Source organism: Kitasatospora sp. NBC_01560, from assembly GCF_045208415.1.
Classification (GTDB): domain Bacteria; phylum Actinomycetota; class Actinomycetes; order Streptomycetales; family Streptomycetaceae; genus Kitasatospora.
Genome location: NZ_CP109364.1, coordinates 1,201,426 through 1,217,946 on the forward strand (window position 1 = coordinate 1,201,426; position 16,521 = coordinate 1,217,946).

Genomic DNA, 16,521 nt, shown 5'->3' on the forward strand with positions numbered 1-16,521 from the left:
CGCGTCCGATCCACCACGTCCGATCCACCACGTCCGCGCACCCGCACGACCGAGCCGCCCAGCCCCGCCCGACCCGTCCCCCCGCACCTCCCCGGAGCCGCCCCCGCCGGGCCGGCCCGCGCCGCCCACCGCCCTGGAGTCTGGAGTACGGATGTCCGTCGAGAACAGTGCCACCCGTGCCGGGAGCGGCACCACCGCCCGGAGCAACGGCACCGCCCTGGCCAGCGCGGCCGCGCTGCCGCCGCTGCACTGCCTGCGCCACCTCGCGCCGGGCCCGCCCCGGCTCGGCGCCCTCCCCACCGGTACCCCGGTCTGGCTGGTCAGCCGGCACGCCGACGTCCGCCAGGTGCTCACCGACCCGCGGCTGGGCCGCGCCCCGCTCTTCGCGCCCGACGCGCCCCCGATCTCGATCGCCCCGAACCTGCTGGACGACCCGCAGAGCATGCTCAACATCGACGGCGTCGACCACCAGCGGCTGCGCCGCACCGTGCAGCGCGCGTTCACGCCGCGTGCGATAGCCCGCTGGCGGCCCTGGGTGGCCTCGGTGATCGAGGGCCTGCTGGACGAGCTGATCGACCACGGCTCCCCCGCCGACATCGTCGCCGCCTACACCCGCCCGCTGCCGGTCGCCGTGATCAGCCGGCTGATGGGGCTGGACGGCCTGGACGGCAAGCGGCTCGCGCACTGGAGCGACCACGCGCTCTCCGCCACCGCCTACTCCGCCGAGGCGATCCGCACGGCGATCGGCGAATTCTCGGCCTTCGGTGCCGAACTGATCGCCGAACGCCGCGCCGCCCCCGGCGACGACCTGGTCAGCGGACTCCTCGCGGCGGCCGCGGAGAGCGGCGACATCGGCGAACCGCAGCTGGTCTCCCTGGTGATCGGTCTGGTGGTGGCCGGACACGAGACCACCATGACCACCCTGGGCAACGCCCTGGTCTACCTGCTCGGCGACGGCAGCGAGGCCTGGCAGCGGCTCGCCTCCGACGAGCAGAGCGCGGCCGCCGCCACCGAACAGCTGCTGCGCGCCGTCCCGCTCGGTGACACCGCGCACCTCCCCGGCCTGCTGCGGCGCACCGTCGAGGACGTGGAGATCGGCGGCGTGGTGATCCCGGCCGGGAGTGTGGTCGCCGCCGACACCGACGCCGCCAACCAGGACCCGGACGTCTTCACCGGGGACCTCCTGGACGAGCTGTTCGCCCCGCTCGCCGGCCAGAGCTACACCTTCGGTGCCGGGCCGCACCACTGCCTGGGCGCCTGGCTGGCCCGGATGGAGCTGGAGCTGGGCCTGCACCGGTTGGCCCGCCGGCTGCCCTCCCTGCGGCTCACCGGGCCGACCGACACCATCGAGTGGCGGCGCGGCCTGCTGACCCGCAGCCCGCACACCCTCCAGGTCGCCTGGTGACGGCGGACCGGGCCCGGCCCGCACCGCCGGCGGCCGCCGAGGCGGTCGTCGTCCGGGTCGACCACGCGCGCTGCATCGGCTCCGGGATGTGCGCGCTCACCGCACCCGGTTCGCTGGTGCTCGGTGCCGACGGGCTGGCCCACCCGGCCCGGGCGGCGCAGCCGGGACGGCCGGACGGCGCCGGCGAGCCGCTCACCGAGGAGCTCGCCGACGCGGTCGACTTCTGTCCGGTCGAGGCACTGGCCCTGTACGACGCCCGCGACGGCCGCCCGGTCGCCCCGTCTCCCTGAGGCCCGTCCCCCTGACGGCCCGACGGCCCGACATCTGACGCCTTGTGCGGCGCCGCCCCGTGGTCCGGGTCGGCGCCGCACGGCCGAGGGGGCGTGCGGCGGCCGGCACCGCCAGGCCGTCCCCTTCGGTACCGGCCCGTCAGACCGCGTCCGCACAGGCCAGTGCGGCACGGAGCTCACTCGCCGGGTCATCCTCGTGGTAGGGCCGCTCGCTGGTCTCGATGTGATCCAGGAACTCCTGGTACCGCACCGCGTACGCGAGGTGGTAGAAGGGCTCGAACAGCTCCAGCGCCCGCTCCGGGTCCGATCCGGGGACGTGCTCCCGCCAGGCCCGCGCCCACACCCCGGCGGCCTGGGCCCAGCGCTCCTCGTCCACGTACTGCCGCGGGCGCAGCCCGTCCATGGCCGGGTGGCCGAACGAGGCGTCGGCGTAGTCCACGACCACCGACCGGGTGCCGTCGGAGCGCCAGTTTCCCGGGTGGAAGTCGCCGTGCACCAGGGTGTCGGGGAGTCCGCAGGCCGTCAGCTCCGCCGCCAGCGCGGGCAGTCGGCCGGCGAGCGCCCGGGCCGCGGTGAGCTCCGCGGCCGTCAGCCCGGCACCGGAGCCGCCGCCGGAGCCGTCACCGGCCGGGGCGGCGGGGGGCTCCGCGCCGAGCCGGTCGAGCAGTGCGTCCACCTGGGCGAGGAGCACGGGCAGGGTACGGTCCCGGAGGCCGGCCGCGGCGGCCCGGCCGTCGGCGGCCAGCGCCGCCTGGGCGGCGACCAGCCGCGGCACCACGTCGGCGACCTCCTCGGCGGACGGCCCCCAGCAGTCCCGGCCGGGGATGTGGTCGAGCAGCAGCCACCCGCGCGCCGGGTCGGAGCCGAGGACGGCCGGCACCAGCGTGGCGTCGGCGGTGCCGAGCAGCGCGATCACGTCGCCCTCGCGCGAGTTGAAGGCGGGGTTGATCGTCTTCAGCCAGGCGCCGGCACCGGTGGCGGTGCGGTAGCGGAACAGGCCGGAGAGGTTCCACGTCCGGATCTGCTCGGCGGGCCCGGCAGCCGGGCGCCCGGCCCGGCCCAGGGCCTGCCCCGCCCAGTCGAGCGCCTCCCGCAGCCCGGCGGGCGTGGCCCAGCCCGCCCGGCGCGTGGCCGGCCCGAGAAGGGCGAGGGTCTCCGGGCCCGGCCGGCGCGGTACCGGCCCGGCGGGCCGCTCCAGGGCCTCGACGTGGTACGTCACCTGCCCGCCGTGGCCGCCATGGCCGCCGTCCGGGCTGACGCCCCCGGTGAGCCGGAGCACCACCACGGGCACCCCGAGCTCGGCCGACACCCGCTCGACCACCGGCGCGGCCGCCGACCACCACCCCTCCGCCACCTCGTAGGGGCCCACGGCTCCGAAGTACTCGTCCCCGTGCGTGAGATGCGCCGTGACCGTCCGACCGTTCGCTCGCTTCATCCGAGCAGCGTCGCCGATCGGCCACCCGCCGCGCGACCGATTTTCCGGGCGGACAGCCGGCTCCCCGGCCACTCGACTCCCCGGATCCCCGGATCCCCGGATCCCCGGCTCCCCGACCACTCGACTCCCCGGCTACTCGATCGGCACCGCCGCACCCGAGACCCGGACCCGGCGGTCGCCCTCGCGGAGCTCGACCGTCAGCACGCCGGGGCGGCCGAGGTCCTCGCCCTGGTGGAGGGTCAGGGTGGCCGGTGCGGTGACCGCGCCCTGCTCCCGCAGGTAGGCGCCGAAGGCGGCGGCGGCCGCGCCGGTGGCCGGATCCTCCACGACGCCGCCGACCGGGAAGGGGTTGCGCACGTGGAAGACGTGCTCGGCGGCCCGCCACACCAGCTGGAGGGTGACCAGCTCGCGGGCCGTCATGTAGGCGGCGAGCCCGTCGAAGTCGTAGTCCAGCCGGGCCAGCCGGTCGCGGTCGGCGACGGCCAGCACCAGGTGGCGGGCGCCGGCGTAGGCGATCCGGGGCGGCAGTGCGGCGTCCAGCTCGCCGGCCGACCAGCCGAGCAGGCCGAGCGCCTCGGTGACGTCCACGTCGCCGACCTCCTCGACGTGCGGCTCGACGCTGGTGAGGGTGGCGCGCAGCACGCCGTCCGCGCCCTTGTCCACCTCGACCGGCACCTCGCCCGCCCGAGTGGCGAAGACGAAGCGGCCGGGGCCGACCCGGTCGGCGAGCGCGACGGCGGAGGCGACGGTCGCGTGGCCGCAGAACGGCACCTCGGCCAGCGGGCTGAAGTACCGCACGGTGTAGCTGCCCGCTGCCTCGCCCGGGCCACCGGGGACCAGGAAGGCCGTCTCGGAGTAGCCGAGCCCGGCCGCGACGGCGAGCATCCGCTTGGCGGAGAGACCGGTGGCGTCGAGCACCACGCCCGCCGGGTTGCCCCCGCCCGGGTCGGTGGCGAAGGCGGTGTAGCGCAGGACGTCGCTCTCGGGGACTGCCTCGGGCACCTCGTCAGTGATCATGCCCGCTCGAACACCGCCGTTCGCCCGCCTGTTCCCGGCCGCCGGACCCGACCGGTGGTGTGCCGCACGTCGCACGCCCCAGCCCCGCATCCGCGCCCCGACGCACCACCCCACGCCGTCCCGCCGGCCCGCAGTACCCGCCGGCCCGCAGTCCCGCCGGCCCGCAGTCCCGCAGTCCCGCAGTCCCGCCGGCCCCCTCGGCGCGGCAGCGTCAGCACAGCAGTCGGCGCGGCACCGTCAGCGCAGCACCGCCTCCAGCAGGTCCGAGCCCAGCCGGGCGCTGCCCGCCAGGTCGAGCCGGTACAGCATGTACCGCCCGCGCCGCCGGGTGGTGAGCAGCCCGGCCCGGCGCAGCACCCCCAGGTGGCGTGACACCTCCGGCGCACTGAGCTCCCAGGCCGCCGCCAACTCGCCCGTGGTGTGCGGACCGCGCGCCATCGTACGAGCGAGCCGGAGCCGGACGGGGTGGGCCAGCGCCCCCAGGCGCTGCTGCACCACGGCGAGCGAGACCGGCTCGGGCAGCCCGCCCTCCGCGATCGGGTACTGCACCACCGGCCGCCACCCGGGCGCGGCCACCACCAGCAGGTGCGGGTACCCGAAGGCGGTCGGGATGAAGGTCACTCCCCCGGCATCGGCCCGGGTGGCGTTGTCCTGGAGCTTGTCGACGACCAGGCGCCGCCGCCCGTCCGGCCTCCGCTCCAGCGCGATCGCGGAGGAGACCGCCGCGAGCGCCCCTTCGAGGCCCTGCCGGGCCAGCAGGTCCGCCTTGTGCCGGGCGTCGGCCGCGAGGTCCGGCAGCACCCGCCGCCAGGCCGCCGTGAAGAACGCCTCCCCGCAGTCGTCCAGCAGCCGCCGGACCAGCGCCCGGACGGCCGGCGGGTCGGCCAGCAGGCGGTCGGCGAAGGCGGCCTGGCGGGGGCCCCGGGCGATCGCGAGCTCCCGGGCCCGCTCCTGAGCCGCCGGGTCGGTGAGCGGTGAGTCGTTCCGGCGGGAGAGCCGCGACGTCCCGCAGGTCATGAGGAAGGCGGCCCGGACGTACAACTCGTCGTCGATCCGGTCGACAGCGTCCAGCTCCTCGGCCAGGGTGGCCCCCGGCAGACCGGGGACCAGGAAGTCGGCCCGCGAGGAGCGCCAGAGGAAGTCGGCCTCCGCGAGGCGCTCGGACAGCTCCGGGGTGATCGAGGCCGCCGTGCTCGCCGCCCAGCCGTGCAGCCCGGGGTGGTGCGCGGGCTCGGCGAGGACGTGCAGCATCGAGCTCAGCTCGGCCAGGGGCGAGGGGGTGAAGGAGACGCGGTCGTCGGGCAGGGCGGTGATGTCGATGCTGAGGCTCACGCCCGTGATCCTGCCAGCCCGTCGCGACGGCGGCGCCGTCGATTGACGGGACTTGTCAATCGACGTGCTCGGAGGCGGTGCGCGGCCGCACGGTACCGGCCATGAGTCCCCTCCGGCAGAAGTCCCCGTCCGCAGACGCCCCCGCCCGCGATGTCCGTCCGTCGAGCCCGCCGACCCCCCGGCCCGCCGAGCCCACCGCCCTGCCCGCGCTGCTCACCGCCGCCGGTGGCCGCCGCTACGCCACCGCACTGCTGGTGGACGCGCTCGGCACCGGCCTGCTCCGCCCGTTCATGCTCCTCTACGGCATCGGGGTGCTGCGGCTCGGCGCCGACACGGTCGGCCTGGCGCTGTCCGCCGGTCTGGTGGCGGGTCTGCTGGTGCTCCCGCTGACCGGCCGCTGGATCGATCGCGGCGCGCGCAGCCTCCCGGCCGCGGTGACCCTCCTGGTCAGGGCGGTCGGCGCAGCGGTGATGCTGCTGTGGGCGGACGGCCTCGGCGGGTTCACGACGGCCGCCGTGCTGCTCGGCATCGGCGGCCAGTGCTGGCCGACCACCCACGCGGCCCTGGTCAGCACCCTCTCCGCGGGGCGTACCCGGGACGCCGCGCTGGCCGCCGGGCGGACGCTGCGCAACGCGGGCGTCGGTGCGGGCGCGCTGCTCGCCACCCTGGCGGTGGCCGGTGGGCCGGGCGCGATCCGGCTGCTGGCCGGGGCGACGGCCGCCGCGTGCCTGGTCGCGGGGGCGCTGGTGCACTCGCTCCGGGTGACCGACGCCGACGCCGCGTCCGGCCCGCCCTCCACCCCCGCACCCGCACCCGCACCCGCCGCTGACCCGACCCCCGCGCCCGCGCCCGCCGCCGCCACCGGCCCGGCGCTGCGCCGGATCGGCCTGCTCAGCATCGCCGGCCTCCCCTACGCGTTCTGCTTCGACGTCCTGGAGGTGGCGCTGCCGGCGCTGCTGGTCCTCCATCTGCACGTGTCCCCGGCCTGGTCCTCGGGGGTGTTCGTGGGCAACACCGTGCTGGTGATCACGCTTCAGCTCGCGATCGTGCTCCGGCTCGCCCACCGTTCCCGACGGACCGTGCTCGCCGTCGCCGGAGTGGTCCTGGCGCTCGCCTACCTGGGCTTCTGGGCGGCGGGGGCGATCGGCGGCACGGCCGGCGCGGCCACCGTGGCGGCCGTCTCGGTGCTGTTCACGCTCGGCGAGATCCTCTACAGCGGCTCGGGGACGGCCCTGGTCGCCGCCGCCGCGCCGCCCCGGCTGCTCGGGCGGGCACTGGCCCGCTGGGAGATGTCGACGGGCGTCGGCCGCGCGCTGGCCCCGGCCGTGCTGACCGCGCTGCTGGCCGCCGGGCCGGGCGTGCTCTGGCCCGCACTGGCGGCCGCCACCCTGCTCGCGGCCGCGGCGGTGACCAGGCTGGCCCCGCAGGCATGACACGCGTCGGTGGGACGATCCTCCTCATGGCCGTCTCCGTGTACCAACAGCAGCTCCGCGACCGCTTCCTCGCAGCCACCGTGACAGCGCCGCCGGCGCCCTGGCAGCCCGTCGGGCGAGGTCTGATCCCGGTCGGCGGGCTGCTCGGCATCGGCTTCGCCACCGACCCGGCCACCGGCGGGGACGTCGTGCTGACGGTGTCCACCAGCGGCCACGGCCTGTTCGACGCCGCCACCGGCGAGAGGCTCCACCGCGCGTACGACCCGGAGGAGGAGCCGGACGGCCCCGACCTCGCCTGCCCGGGGCTCGGCCCGGTCGCGGACGTCCGCATCCCGGTGGCCGGCGCATACGGCGGCGGCCTGCACACCGGCGCCGAGGGCGGCTGGCACGTGGAGGTGGTGGTCCCGGAGTGGCCGAACGAGCGGGTGCTGCTCTGCACCGGCCGCGGCCCGTTCGAGGGCGAGCACGGCGAGACGTGGTGGCACGTCCACCACTCCTCGTGGTCCACCTTCCGCGCGGCCGGTTTCTCCCCCTCGGGCCGGACCCTGGCCGTGGCCACCAGCAGCGACCTCACCCTCTGGACCCGCCCCGGCCCCCACCACTGACCGCCCTCGCGCCGGCGGCCCGCTCCTCCCCCGCGCGTCCCGACGTGCGGCCGGTCACCCGGTCGCCGATGCTGGGCGACGACGCGTGTCCGGCGTACGACAGCCGGGCCGGCCCGAGGAAGGACGACCCCGCATGAGCTCCCTCGACTTCGAGGTCATCGACAGCCCAGACGCCTCGCTCAACAAGACCTCCGTGCTGGTGACCGGCCCCGACCACGCCCTCCTGGTCGACGCCGGGTTCACCCGGTCCGACGGACGCCGGCTGGTCGAGCGGATCAGGGCCGCCGGCAAGCGACTCACCACGGTGTTCGTCAGCCACGGCGACCCGGACTTCTACTTCGGTGCGCAGGAGGTGCAGGACGCCTTCCCCGAGGCGCGGTTCCTGGCCACCGAGTCCACCGTCGAGCACATCGAGGAGTCCTACGAGGGCAAGCTGAAGGCCTGGGCGCACCTCGGCCCGGAGCTGCCGACCCGGCTGGTCCGGCCGGAGGTGCTGCCCGGCGACGAACTCGTCTTCGAGGGCCACCGGTTCGAACTGCGCGGAGCCGACTTCCACCTGCCCGACCGGCACTACCTCTGGCAGCACCACCACCGGACGATCCTCGGCGGGGTGCTGCTCTTCGAGGGCCTGCACGTCTGGACCGCCGACACCGCCCGGCCGGAGCAGCGGGCCGCCTGGATCGACCTGCTGGACGGCATGGCGGCACTGGAGCCGGCGTTCGTGGCGGCCGGGCACCGCATGGCCGGCGCGCCCACCGACACCACCTCGATCGACCACACCCGCGACTACCTGCGGGCCTTCGAGACCGAGATCGGCCGGGCGCCCGACGCGGCGGCCGCCAAGGAGGCCCTGGAGCAACGCTACCCGGATCTCGGGATGACCCTCGCGGTCGACCTCGGGACGAAGGTCGCCAAGGGCGAACTGGTCTGGGGCTGAGCCGCGATGATCGAGATCCCGAGGTCCACCGCGTCCTTCGCCGAGTCCGACGCCCCCGCCGACGTCGTCCGACGCCAGTACCTGGCTTCGGCCCGCGGCGACCTCTCCGCCCTGCGGGCGACGCTCTCCGAGGACGTCGAGTGGACGGAGATGGCCGGCTTCCCGCTGGGCGGCACCTACCGCACCCCGAAGGGCGTGACCAGCGGGGTGATGGAGCGCCTGGCCGCCGAGTGGGAGGACTGGGCCGCGCACGACGACAGGTACGTGGCGGACGGCGAGAACGTCGTGGTGCTGGCCCGGTACACCGCCGTCCACCGGGCGACCCGCCGCCCGCTGGCCGTCCGGGTGGCGCACCACTTCACCGTGCGTGGCGGCCGGATCGTCCGCTTCGAGCAGTTCGTCGACACTGCGCTGGTCCGCGACGCCATGACGCCTTGACGCCGTGACGCCGTGACGCCACCACGGCGTTCCCGCTCCGGGGCCGCCGTGCCCACCGCCGCGCCCGGGGTCGAACCCGGGGTCGAACCCGGGCACGGGGACGGTTCACCCGTTCGGGGGAGCGCGCCGCGCCGCGCCCGGCCCGGCCTCGACACGCCGCGCCGGCCGACGGCAGGCTGTCCGTGATCCCGGCCGGAGAGCGAGGAGTTCAGCATGGGTACGGACACAGCGGGAACGGCCGACGGCAGCGGACAGGAGCGGCCCGTCGTCATCGTCGGCGCCTCCCTCGGCGGTGCGAAGGCCGCCGAGGCCCTGCGCGCGGCCGGGTACCGGGGCGGCATCGTCCTGATCGGCGACGAGCACGAGCGGCCGTACGAGCGGCCGCCGCTCTCCAAGGGCTACCTGCTCGGCAAGACCCCGCGCGAGAAGATCTACGTGCACCCGCCGCAGTGGTACGCCGAGCACGACGTCACCCTCCGGCTCGGCACCCCGGTGACCGCGATCGACCCGGCCGCGCACACCGTCACGCTCGCCGACGACGGCCGGATCGGGTACGCGAAGCTGCTCCTCACCACGGGCTCGGTGCCCCGCCGGCTGCCGGTGCCCGGGGCGGACCAGGACGGCGTGCTCCACCTTCGCCGGGTGGAGGACAGCGACCGGATCCGGGCCGTGCTGAGGCCCGGCGCCCGGATCGTGGTGATCGGCGCCGGCTGGATCGGCCTGGAGACGGCGGCGGCCGCCCGCACGGCGGGCGCCGACGTGACGGTACTGGAGGCGGCCGAGCTGCCGCTGCTGCGGGTGCTCGGCCGCGAGGTGGCGCAGGTCTTCGCCGACCTGCACCGCGACCACGGGGTCGAGCTGCGGTTCAACGCCTCCGTCGAGGAGCTGACCGGCACCGGCGGCACCGTCACCGGCGTCCGGCTCGCGGACGGCTCGACGGTGGCGGCCGACGCGGTGATCGTCGGCATCGGCATCTCCCCGGTCACGGCCCTCGCCGAGGCGGCCGGGCTGGAGACCGAGAACGGCATCAGGACCGACGAGCACCTGCGCACCTCGGACCCGGACATCTACGCGGCGGGCGACGTCGCCAGCGCCTTCCACCCGCTGTTCGGCCGGCACCTGCGGGTCGAGCACTGGGCCAACGCCGTCAACCAGCCGCAGACCGCGGCCCGGGCACTGCTCGGCCGGGAAGGCCCGGAGACGGTCTACGACCGGGTGCCGTACTTCTTCACCGACCAGTACGACGACTTCGGCATGGAGTACACCGGCTACGTCGAACCCGGCGGCTACGACCGGGTGGTGTTCCGCGGCGACCCGGCCACCCGCGAGTTCATCGCCTTCTGGCTCTCCGACGGCCGGGTCCTCGCGGGCATGAACGTCAACGTCTGGGACGTCACCGACCCGATCCGCGAACTCGTCCGCTCGAAGCGCACGGTGACCGTGGACCGCCTGACGGACCCGGCCGTCCCCCTCGGCGACGTCTGAGCAGCACAGAACCCCCGCGCCCACACCGGGCAGTGTGAGCGCGGGGGCTCTACTCTCTCGCCCGCCACCGGCTCACCGGGGGCGATGCCGCGAACCGTGAACACCCAGCCGAGCTGTCTAGACCCATCCCTCGTCGAGGTGAACCGTCCAGGTATCTCCTACTGCCCAGTGAAGATCAACCAAGGCGGCGACGTCTGCGACGGTTGCCGGCGCGTCGGACAGCCGCAGCGGAGAGTCCGGGACACCGTTGCGCGTGTAGGTCGGCAACTCACCGTCGCAGCTGAAGGCGTGGAGCGGCGGGACGCCATCGCTGAACCATGCAGGGCAGTTCTCCTCCGCCCAAACAGCTGCCGCGCCGACGAGATCCACATGCGCCAGCAGATGCTCAGGAGCCGGACCGCCGGTGAACTGCACGAGGAAGCCCCGAGTATCCACTGCCCACCAGTCCCACATGAATCCAGGTCGAGGGTGCCGCAGGATCGTCGTCACGCCGACACTGTATCCAGGCCGCACCCATGGCTGGTGAACGTGATCGACAGGAAACGATCCGGGGACCGAGGAACTCTGGGAGCGCGGGCATCCGGTTGAGCAACTGGCCCGGAGCCGTGCGCAGTTCAGCCGCACTGGGACGTGCACAGCGCGCGCCTCCTCCGCCCGCCTCGCCCTCCCACACGGCCCGTCCTGTTCCCCCCACGGGCCCCGACCCCGGCGAGGGTCGCCGGGGTTCTCTGCATCCCGCTCCCCGTCCGGCCCCGAAGGGCTGCCCGTCGCCGCGGAAAACCCCGGTGGGCCCGGCCGTCGATCCGGATAGGGTCGGGCCATGCCCGAGCTGAAGCGGCTTCACGCCGACCACGCCCCGGCGGTCCTGGCCTTCGAGCTGGCGAACCGCGCGTACTTCGCCGCCTCGGTCCCCGACCGCGGCGACGACTACTTCGACCGGTTCGCCGACCGGCACGACGCCCTGCTGGCCGAGCAGGAGGCCGGCGCCTGCACCTTCTACGTGCTCGTCGACGAGGACGGCTCGGTACTGGGCAGGTTCAACCTGTACGACGCCGAGGACGGCACCGCCCAACTCGGCTACCGCGTCGCCGAACAGGCCGCCGGCCGCGGCCTGGCGACCGCGACCGTCGCGGAGCTGTGCCGGATCGCGGCGGCGGGGCACGGCCTGCACACGCTGCGGGCGGCCACCTCCCACGACAACGCCGCCTCCCGGCAGGTGCTGACCAAGGCCGGTTTCGTCCCGACCGGCCCGGCCGGCCCGGCCGACCTCGGCGGCAAGTCCGGCACCTGGTACCGGCGCGACCTCCGGCCGTAGACCCGGCCCCCGTTCCTCGACCGGCCACGGGAGGGCTTCGGCCACCGGAGCGCCCGGCCGGGCCGCCGTGAACCGGGCGTGCACGTGTCCGGGCCGGCGGCCTGAGACGGTCCGGTGCGATCCTGCTCGCATGCACCTCGACGACAACGACTACTGGCGGCGCTGGCTGGAGAGGCTGCTGGCCATTCTCGCCGCGGATCCTTCGGATCAGCCGGCCTGGGCGGGCGAGCACCGGGTGAGCGCCGTCGCCGTCGCCGACGATGTCCGGTTCGTCCTGCAGCTGGCCGAGGGAATGGCGGAACGGGGAACCCTCGAACCGGAAGCGCTCCAGGATCTCCGGGCCATCGACCGGATCGTCGGCGAGGCGGTGACCCGCGACGGGGGCGGCCGGTGGGCCGACGCGCTGGCCTCCGGGGCGGGCTGGAACGAGGTGCGGGCCCGGGCCCGCCGGATCCTCGTGGCCCGGCTCGGCGAATGGCGCCTGCCGCTGCCCCGTCGCACAACGCCTCAGGACGTCCACGACTGAGCGCGTTCGGCGGGTCCGTCGCCGATCGTCCGGAGGCGGCCGCACTGAGGGACCGCGCGGCGAGGGTCCGGTACCAGCCACCGCCGGACCGGGGGTCAGCCGGTGACGAGGGCGAGGACGAAGCCGTCGTAGCCCTTCTCGCCGACGGTCTGGATCGCGGTCGCGGTCAGCCGCGGGTGTTCGCCGACGAGTTCGGTGAAGCGGCGGACGCCCCGCACGCGCGGGTCGGTGCTGGCCGGGTCGGTGACGGCGCCGTCGCGGACGACGTTGTCGCCGATGATCAGGCTGCCGGGGCGGGTGAGCCGGAGCGCCCACTCCAGGTAGGCGGGGTTGCTGGGCTTGTCGGCGTCGATGAAGACCAGGTCGAAGGGCTCGCCGCCGTCGGCGGCCAGCTGCGGCAGGGTGTCCAGGGCCGGGCCGGTCCGTACCTCGACCACCTCGGCCAGTCCGGCCCGGGCGATGTTCGCGGTCGCCACGGCGGCGCAGCGCTCGTCGGCCTCCAGGGTGACCACCCGGCCGCCCTCGGGCAGGGCGCGGGCCAGCCAGATGGTGCTGTAGCCGCCGAGCGTGCCGATCTCCAGGACGCGGCGGGCGCCGTGGATCCGGGCCAGCAGCGCGAGCAGCTTGCCCTGGTTGGGCGCGACCTGGTGCGGCGGCAGGCCGGCCGCCTCACTGTCGGCGACGGCGGTGAGCAGCGCGGCGTCCTCGTCGATCAGCAGGCCGTTGAAGTAGCTGTCGACGGCGGTCCAGGTCTGCTGCCGGTCGGGCTGGCGGGTCTCCGCGGGCATCGTGGGTTCCTTTCGGGGACTTAGTGAGTTCCGAAGAGAAACTTACTACTCCGCGTCCTGTTCCGCACCCCCCGGACGGCCAGAGGCGACAAACGGCAGGGGCAGGCAAACGGCAGGGCCCACCCCCGGGGCGGTGTGCCCCGGGGGTGGGCCCTCGGCCGAGCAGGTGACCGGCCGTCGGACGGTCGGTCGTCAGGCGACCGGCGGGAAGGCCTCCAGGTCGGGCTGGAGGAGCTGGCCGGGCGCCGGCACCGCCTTGTTCACCAGGTAGTCGGTGACCAGCTTGTCCAGCGCCTTGCTCCGGCCGACCGCGCAGTGCTCGACCACGTCGACGCTGACCAGCACGGCGTTGCCCAGCTCACGCTGCATGTTCTGGGCGAACTTGTACTGGGTGGCCGGGTCGTAGAGGTTGCCGATCACCATCACCGGGCTGGCGGTGCGGCGGTTCCACGGACCGGTGTAGCGCTCGGCGTCCCGCGCCGGGACGGGCCAGGTGGCACAGGCGGGCGCGTCGAAGGCCTGGTAGCGGCCGAAGGTCGGCGCGTCCTTCTCCCAGGAGCGGGCCAGGTTGGCGAACACCCGCGGGTTGGACGGGTACGGCTTGTCCTGGCAGTTGACGCCGTAGTAGGAGTCGTCGGCGCTGTACGGGGTCTCCGGCAGGGCCTCGCGCAGTGCGGTGGGGACGGTCACGGCGAGCGCCTTCGCATCCTCCGTGCCCGCCGGCGCCAGCGACGGTGCGCCCTGCTGCCGGATCACGTCGTCCACGGCCTGGAGGGACTTCGCCAGCGGCGCCTGCCGGGTCTGGGCGTAGAGCGCGTTCGCCACCTGGCTGGTGAAGCTGGAGAGAGTCACCGCGGTGCCGTCCGCCAGGGTGACCGGCGAGGTGCGCAGGTGGTCTCGGATCGCGTCGAACTTGGCCCGGGTGTCACCCGCACCGAAGGCGCAGCGCGGGGCGCCGGCCGCACTGCACCGCTTGAGGAACTGGTCCAGGGCGAGCTCGAAGCCGGCCGCGCGCCGCCGGTCGTACTCCAGGCCGTTGTGCAGCCGCAGGTCGGGGTCGACGTTGCCGTCGATGATCAGCGCCCGGACCTTGTCCGGGTACATCGAGGCGTAGGTGGCGCCGATCAGGGTGCCGTAGGAGAAGCCCGCGTAGTTGAGCTGCTTGTCGCCGACGGCCCGGCGCATCCGGTCGAGGTCACGGACGACGTTCTCGGTGGACATGAACTCGATCAGCGGGCCGGCGTTGCGGTCGCAGGCGTCGGTGTAGTCCTCGGTGGCGGCCAGCGTGGCGTCCACCTCGGCCTTGGTGACGGGGACGGCGACCTGCCGGTCGAAGACGGAGCTCGCCTCCTCGTCGGTGGTGAAGCACTTGAGCGGGTTGCTCCGGGCCACGCCGCGCGGGTCGAAGCCGATCAGGTCGAACCGGCTCTGGACGTCGGGGGAGAAACGGGTGGTGGTGGCCCAGAGGTACCCGCTGCCGCCGGGACCGCCCGGGTTCATGAAGAGCGAGCCGATCCGCTTGGCCGGATCCCCGGCGCGGCGGCGCATCATCGCGATGCCGATCTTCTCGCCGGACGGGTCGGCGTAGTCGAGCGGCACCGGGTAGACGGCGCAGTCGTAGATGCCGGGATCCGGCTTGGACGGGTCGGGATTGCACGGCGTCCAGGCGACCGGGTCGACCCGGGCCTCGGCAACGGCTGCGACCGACGGTGGTTCCGGCGCGGCCGACGCCGCGACAGCGGTTCCGGCGACGAGCGCGAACGCGCTGGCGACGGCCAACGCCAGACTGGGTATGCGGGACACGTGACCTCCTCCGGTTGAACGGACGCGGTCAGCCTGTCAGTCGACCCCCGGGAGGGGAAGACCATGCGTCGCCGTCGAACCTTCCGTCACACCGTCATGTCGCAGTCGTTTCAGGGGACTGACGGGCACTCCGGTGCAGGATCTCCAGCTATTTGACGGTACATCGCCACTTTGGTGGCGGCGGCGAGGTGGCGATCATCCGCCACCCCGGGCACTCCGGGAAGCACCGGCACCACCGCAGCACACCACCCCGGGACACCCCGCGTTGCCCCGGGAAGCACCGGACGCCGCCGTCAGGACCGCGCGGCGGCCGGCAGCGCCGTCGCCGCGTCCGCCACCGGGGCCACCGCGGCGGGGCGGTTGCGCTCCGCCCACCGCACGACCGGTCCCATCGCGAACCCCGCCGCCAGGAAGAGCCCGCCCAGCAGCAGCCACCCCGGCGCGCCCCAGTCCAGCAGCAGCGTGGTGAGCAGCAGCGGGCCGACGGTGCGCGCCACCGCCACGCCCGAGCCGAAGAAGCCCTGGTACTGACCGGTCTGGTGGGCGGGCGCCAGGTCGAAGCTGATCTGCCAGGAGCCCGCGGACTGCTTCATCTCGCCGATCACCTGGAGCGTCGCCGCGGCCACCAGGAGCACGGCCGTCACCCAGAGCGGGGCGCTCGCGGCCGACAGGGCGAACACCGCGCAGGAGGCCAGCAGAACGGCGCCGGCGTCGCGGACGGCGCGGGTCGCGGCACGCAGCCCGGTGACGCCGCGGGCCGCACGGACCTGGAAGCCCATCACCACCGCGGTGTTGAGCACGAACAGCCCCGGGCCGAGCCAGCCGAGCTGCTCCGCCCGGGCCGCGATCCAGAGCGGGATGACCAGGCTGAGCAGGGGCATCCGCAGCAGCAGCACGGTGTTGACCAGCGTGACGACGGCATACGGGCGGTCGGAGAGCACCGCCAGCTTCGATCCGGCGCCCGCCGCTCCGGTCACGGGCGCCACCTCGGGCAGCCGCAGCAGGATCAGGCCGCCGGCCACGAAGGCGACCGCGGTGGCGGCGAACACCACCAGGTAGCCCGCCCGGCTCCCGGCCCCCACCACCACGCCGCCCAGGGCGGCGCCGAGCGCCAGCCCGGCATTCAGGGTCGACTGGAGGTGGGCCAGCAGCGTGGTCCGCTCCGCGCGCGGGACGAGGCCGCCGACCAGTGCCTGCCGGGCGGCCGTCAGCCCGGACTGCGCCGTGGCGTAGAAGCAGACCGCCACCAGGAACGGAACGAAGGAGCGGATGGCCAGGAAGGAGGCGACCACCACGCCGGTCGCCAGCGCGAGCGCCACCGCCGTGCGGCGCGGGCCGCGCCGGTCGGCGAGGTGACCGAGCGGCACGCCCACCAGCGAGCCGACCGCCCACGCGACGGCGAGCCCGACACCGAGCCGGGTCGGCGACATCCCGATGACCCGGGTGAAGTACAGCGCCGAGCAGGTGTAGTAGGCGCCGTCGCCCACCGCACCCACCAACTGGGCGACGGCGAGCGTCCGCTGGACGCCGGCGGGCGGTACGAGACGGATCGACAACGGAACTCCCCCGGTGCGGTGGCCCTGCCCGGACCACCCGTTTCTTCCTGACACGATCGATCCTAGAGGTCAGGTGGACCAGTGGACAGGTCCAGTTGTCACGGTTGCCCCTGGGCCACTTGGCGCCGCCGGGCCGGTCCGCCGCAGGCCGGCGCC

General features: G+C 75.0%; 16 protein-coding genes. 9 read left to right on the forward strand and 7 right to left on the reverse strand.

Annotated elements, in window-relative coordinates; genetic code table 11:
* Positions 1–151: 151 nt before the first annotated feature.
* Together OH807_RS05255 and OH807_RS05260 are read left to right on the forward strand one after the other, a co-directional pair.
* A complete protein-coding gene (locus tag OH807_RS05255; protein WP_406194461.1) occupies positions 152–1,405 on the forward strand; it encodes a cytochrome P450 in 1,254 nt (417 codons plus the stop codon).
* Positions 1,402–1,695, forward strand: a complete 294-nt coding sequence (locus OH807_RS05260) for a ferredoxin (protein ID WP_406194464.1) — start codon at positions 1,402–1,404, stop codon at positions 1,693–1,695. The genes OH807_RS05255 and OH807_RS05260 overlap by 4 nt, the downstream gene beginning before the upstream one ends.
* 139 nt (positions 1,696–1,834) lie before the next feature.
* On the opposite strand, the gene OH807_RS05265 is transcribed toward OH807_RS05260, so the two are convergent.
* From OH807_RS05265 to OH807_RS05275, 3 genes are all read right to left on the reverse strand, one after another.
* Positions 1,835–3,130 carry a phosphotransferase family protein gene (locus OH807_RS05265; protein WP_406194467.1) on the reverse strand — a complete coding sequence of 432 codons (1,296 nt, stop codon included), beginning with the start codon at positions 3,128–3,130 and terminating at the stop codon, positions 1,835–1,837.
* A 132-nt stretch (positions 3,131–3,262) separates the two neighbouring features.
* The gene (locus OH807_RS05270; protein ID WP_406194469.1) at positions 3,263–4,147 is read right to left on the reverse strand and encodes a PhzF family phenazine biosynthesis protein; all 885 of its coding nucleotides are present in this window, start codon (positions 4,145–4,147) and stop codon (positions 3,263–3,265) included.
* A gap of 237 nt (positions 4,148–4,384) precedes the next feature.
* Positions 4,385–5,479, reverse strand: coding sequence for a DUF5937 family protein (locus OH807_RS05275; RefSeq protein WP_406194472.1), 1,095 nt, complete (start codon positions 5,477–5,479; stop codon positions 4,385–4,387).
* A 101-nt stretch (positions 5,480–5,580) separates the two neighbouring features.
* Here OH807_RS05275 and OH807_RS05280 point away from each other — a divergent pair, with 101 nt between their 5' ends.
* The 5 genes from OH807_RS05280 to OH807_RS05300 all read left to right on the forward strand — a co-directional run bounded on the left by OH807_RS05280 (position 5,581) and on the right by OH807_RS05300 (position 10,377).
* The gene (locus tag OH807_RS05280) at positions 5,581–6,912 is read left to right on the forward strand and encodes an MFS transporter (RefSeq protein ID WP_406194475.1); all 1,332 of its coding nucleotides are present in this window, start codon (positions 5,581–5,583) and stop codon (positions 6,910–6,912) included.
* Positions 6,913–6,938: 26 nt separating this feature from the next.
* Complete coding sequence (locus OH807_RS05285) at positions 6,939–7,517, forward strand: hypothetical protein (RefSeq protein WP_406194477.1); 579 nt, start codon at positions 6,939–6,941, stop codon at positions 7,515–7,517.
* 133 nt (positions 7,518–7,650) lie between these two features.
* Positions 7,651–8,454 carry an MBL fold metallo-hydrolase gene (locus tag OH807_RS05290; RefSeq protein WP_406194479.1) on the forward strand — a complete coding sequence of 268 codons (804 nt, stop codon included), beginning with the start codon at positions 7,651–7,653 and terminating at the stop codon, positions 8,452–8,454.
* 6 nt (positions 8,455–8,460) lie between these two features.
* Entirely contained in the window at positions 8,461–8,892 is a 432-nt protein-coding gene (locus tag OH807_RS05295; protein ID WP_406194481.1) for a nuclear transport factor 2 family protein, read from the forward strand.
* 213 nt (positions 8,893–9,105) lie between these two features.
* Positions 9,106–10,377: an NAD(P)/FAD-dependent oxidoreductase gene (locus OH807_RS05300; RefSeq protein WP_406194484.1), complete on the forward strand. Its 1,272-nt coding sequence runs from the start codon at positions 9,106–9,108 to the stop codon at positions 10,375–10,377.
* 117 nt (positions 10,378–10,494) lie between these two features.
* Here the strand turns inward: OH807_RS05300 and OH807_RS05305 are convergent, their stop codons facing one another.
* Positions 10,495–10,866 carry a hypothetical protein gene (locus OH807_RS05305; protein WP_406194487.1) on the reverse strand — a complete coding sequence of 124 codons (372 nt, stop codon included), beginning with the start codon at positions 10,864–10,866 and terminating at the stop codon, positions 10,495–10,497.
* Between the two features lie 331 nt (positions 10,867–11,197).
* Here OH807_RS05305 and OH807_RS05310 point away from each other — a divergent pair, with 331 nt between their 5' ends.
* Both OH807_RS05310 and OH807_RS05315 read left to right on the forward strand, forming a co-directional pair.
* Positions 11,198–11,692 carry a GNAT family N-acetyltransferase gene (locus tag OH807_RS05310; protein ID WP_406194489.1) on the forward strand — a complete coding sequence of 165 codons (495 nt, stop codon included), beginning with the start codon at positions 11,198–11,200 and terminating at the stop codon, positions 11,690–11,692.
* Between the two features lie 130 nt (positions 11,693–11,822).
* The gene (locus tag OH807_RS05315; protein ID WP_406194492.1) at positions 11,823–12,218 is read left to right on the forward strand and encodes a hypothetical protein; all 396 of its coding nucleotides are present in this window, start codon (positions 11,823–11,825) and stop codon (positions 12,216–12,218) included.
* A gap of 95 nt (positions 12,219–12,313) precedes the next feature.
* Here OH807_RS05315 and OH807_RS05320 read toward each other — a convergent pair whose 3' ends face one another.
* The 3 genes from OH807_RS05320 to OH807_RS05330 form a co-directional block, all read right to left on the reverse strand.
* Positions 12,314–13,006 carry an O-methyltransferase gene (locus OH807_RS05320; protein WP_406194494.1) on the reverse strand — a complete coding sequence of 231 codons (693 nt, stop codon included), beginning with the start codon at positions 13,004–13,006 and terminating at the stop codon, positions 12,314–12,316.
* Positions 13,007–13,198: 192 nt separating this feature from the next.
* On the reverse strand, positions 13,199–14,809 hold the full coding sequence (locus tag OH807_RS05325) for an alpha/beta hydrolase (RefSeq protein WP_406194496.1): 1,611 nt from the start codon (positions 14,807–14,809) through the stop codon (positions 13,199–13,201).
* A gap of 293 nt (positions 14,810–15,102) precedes the next feature.
* Positions 15,103–16,365, reverse strand: coding sequence for an MFS transporter (locus OH807_RS05330; RefSeq protein WP_406194498.1), 1,263 nt, complete (start codon positions 16,363–16,365; stop codon positions 15,103–15,105).
* Positions 16,366–16,521: the final 156 nt, after the last annotated feature.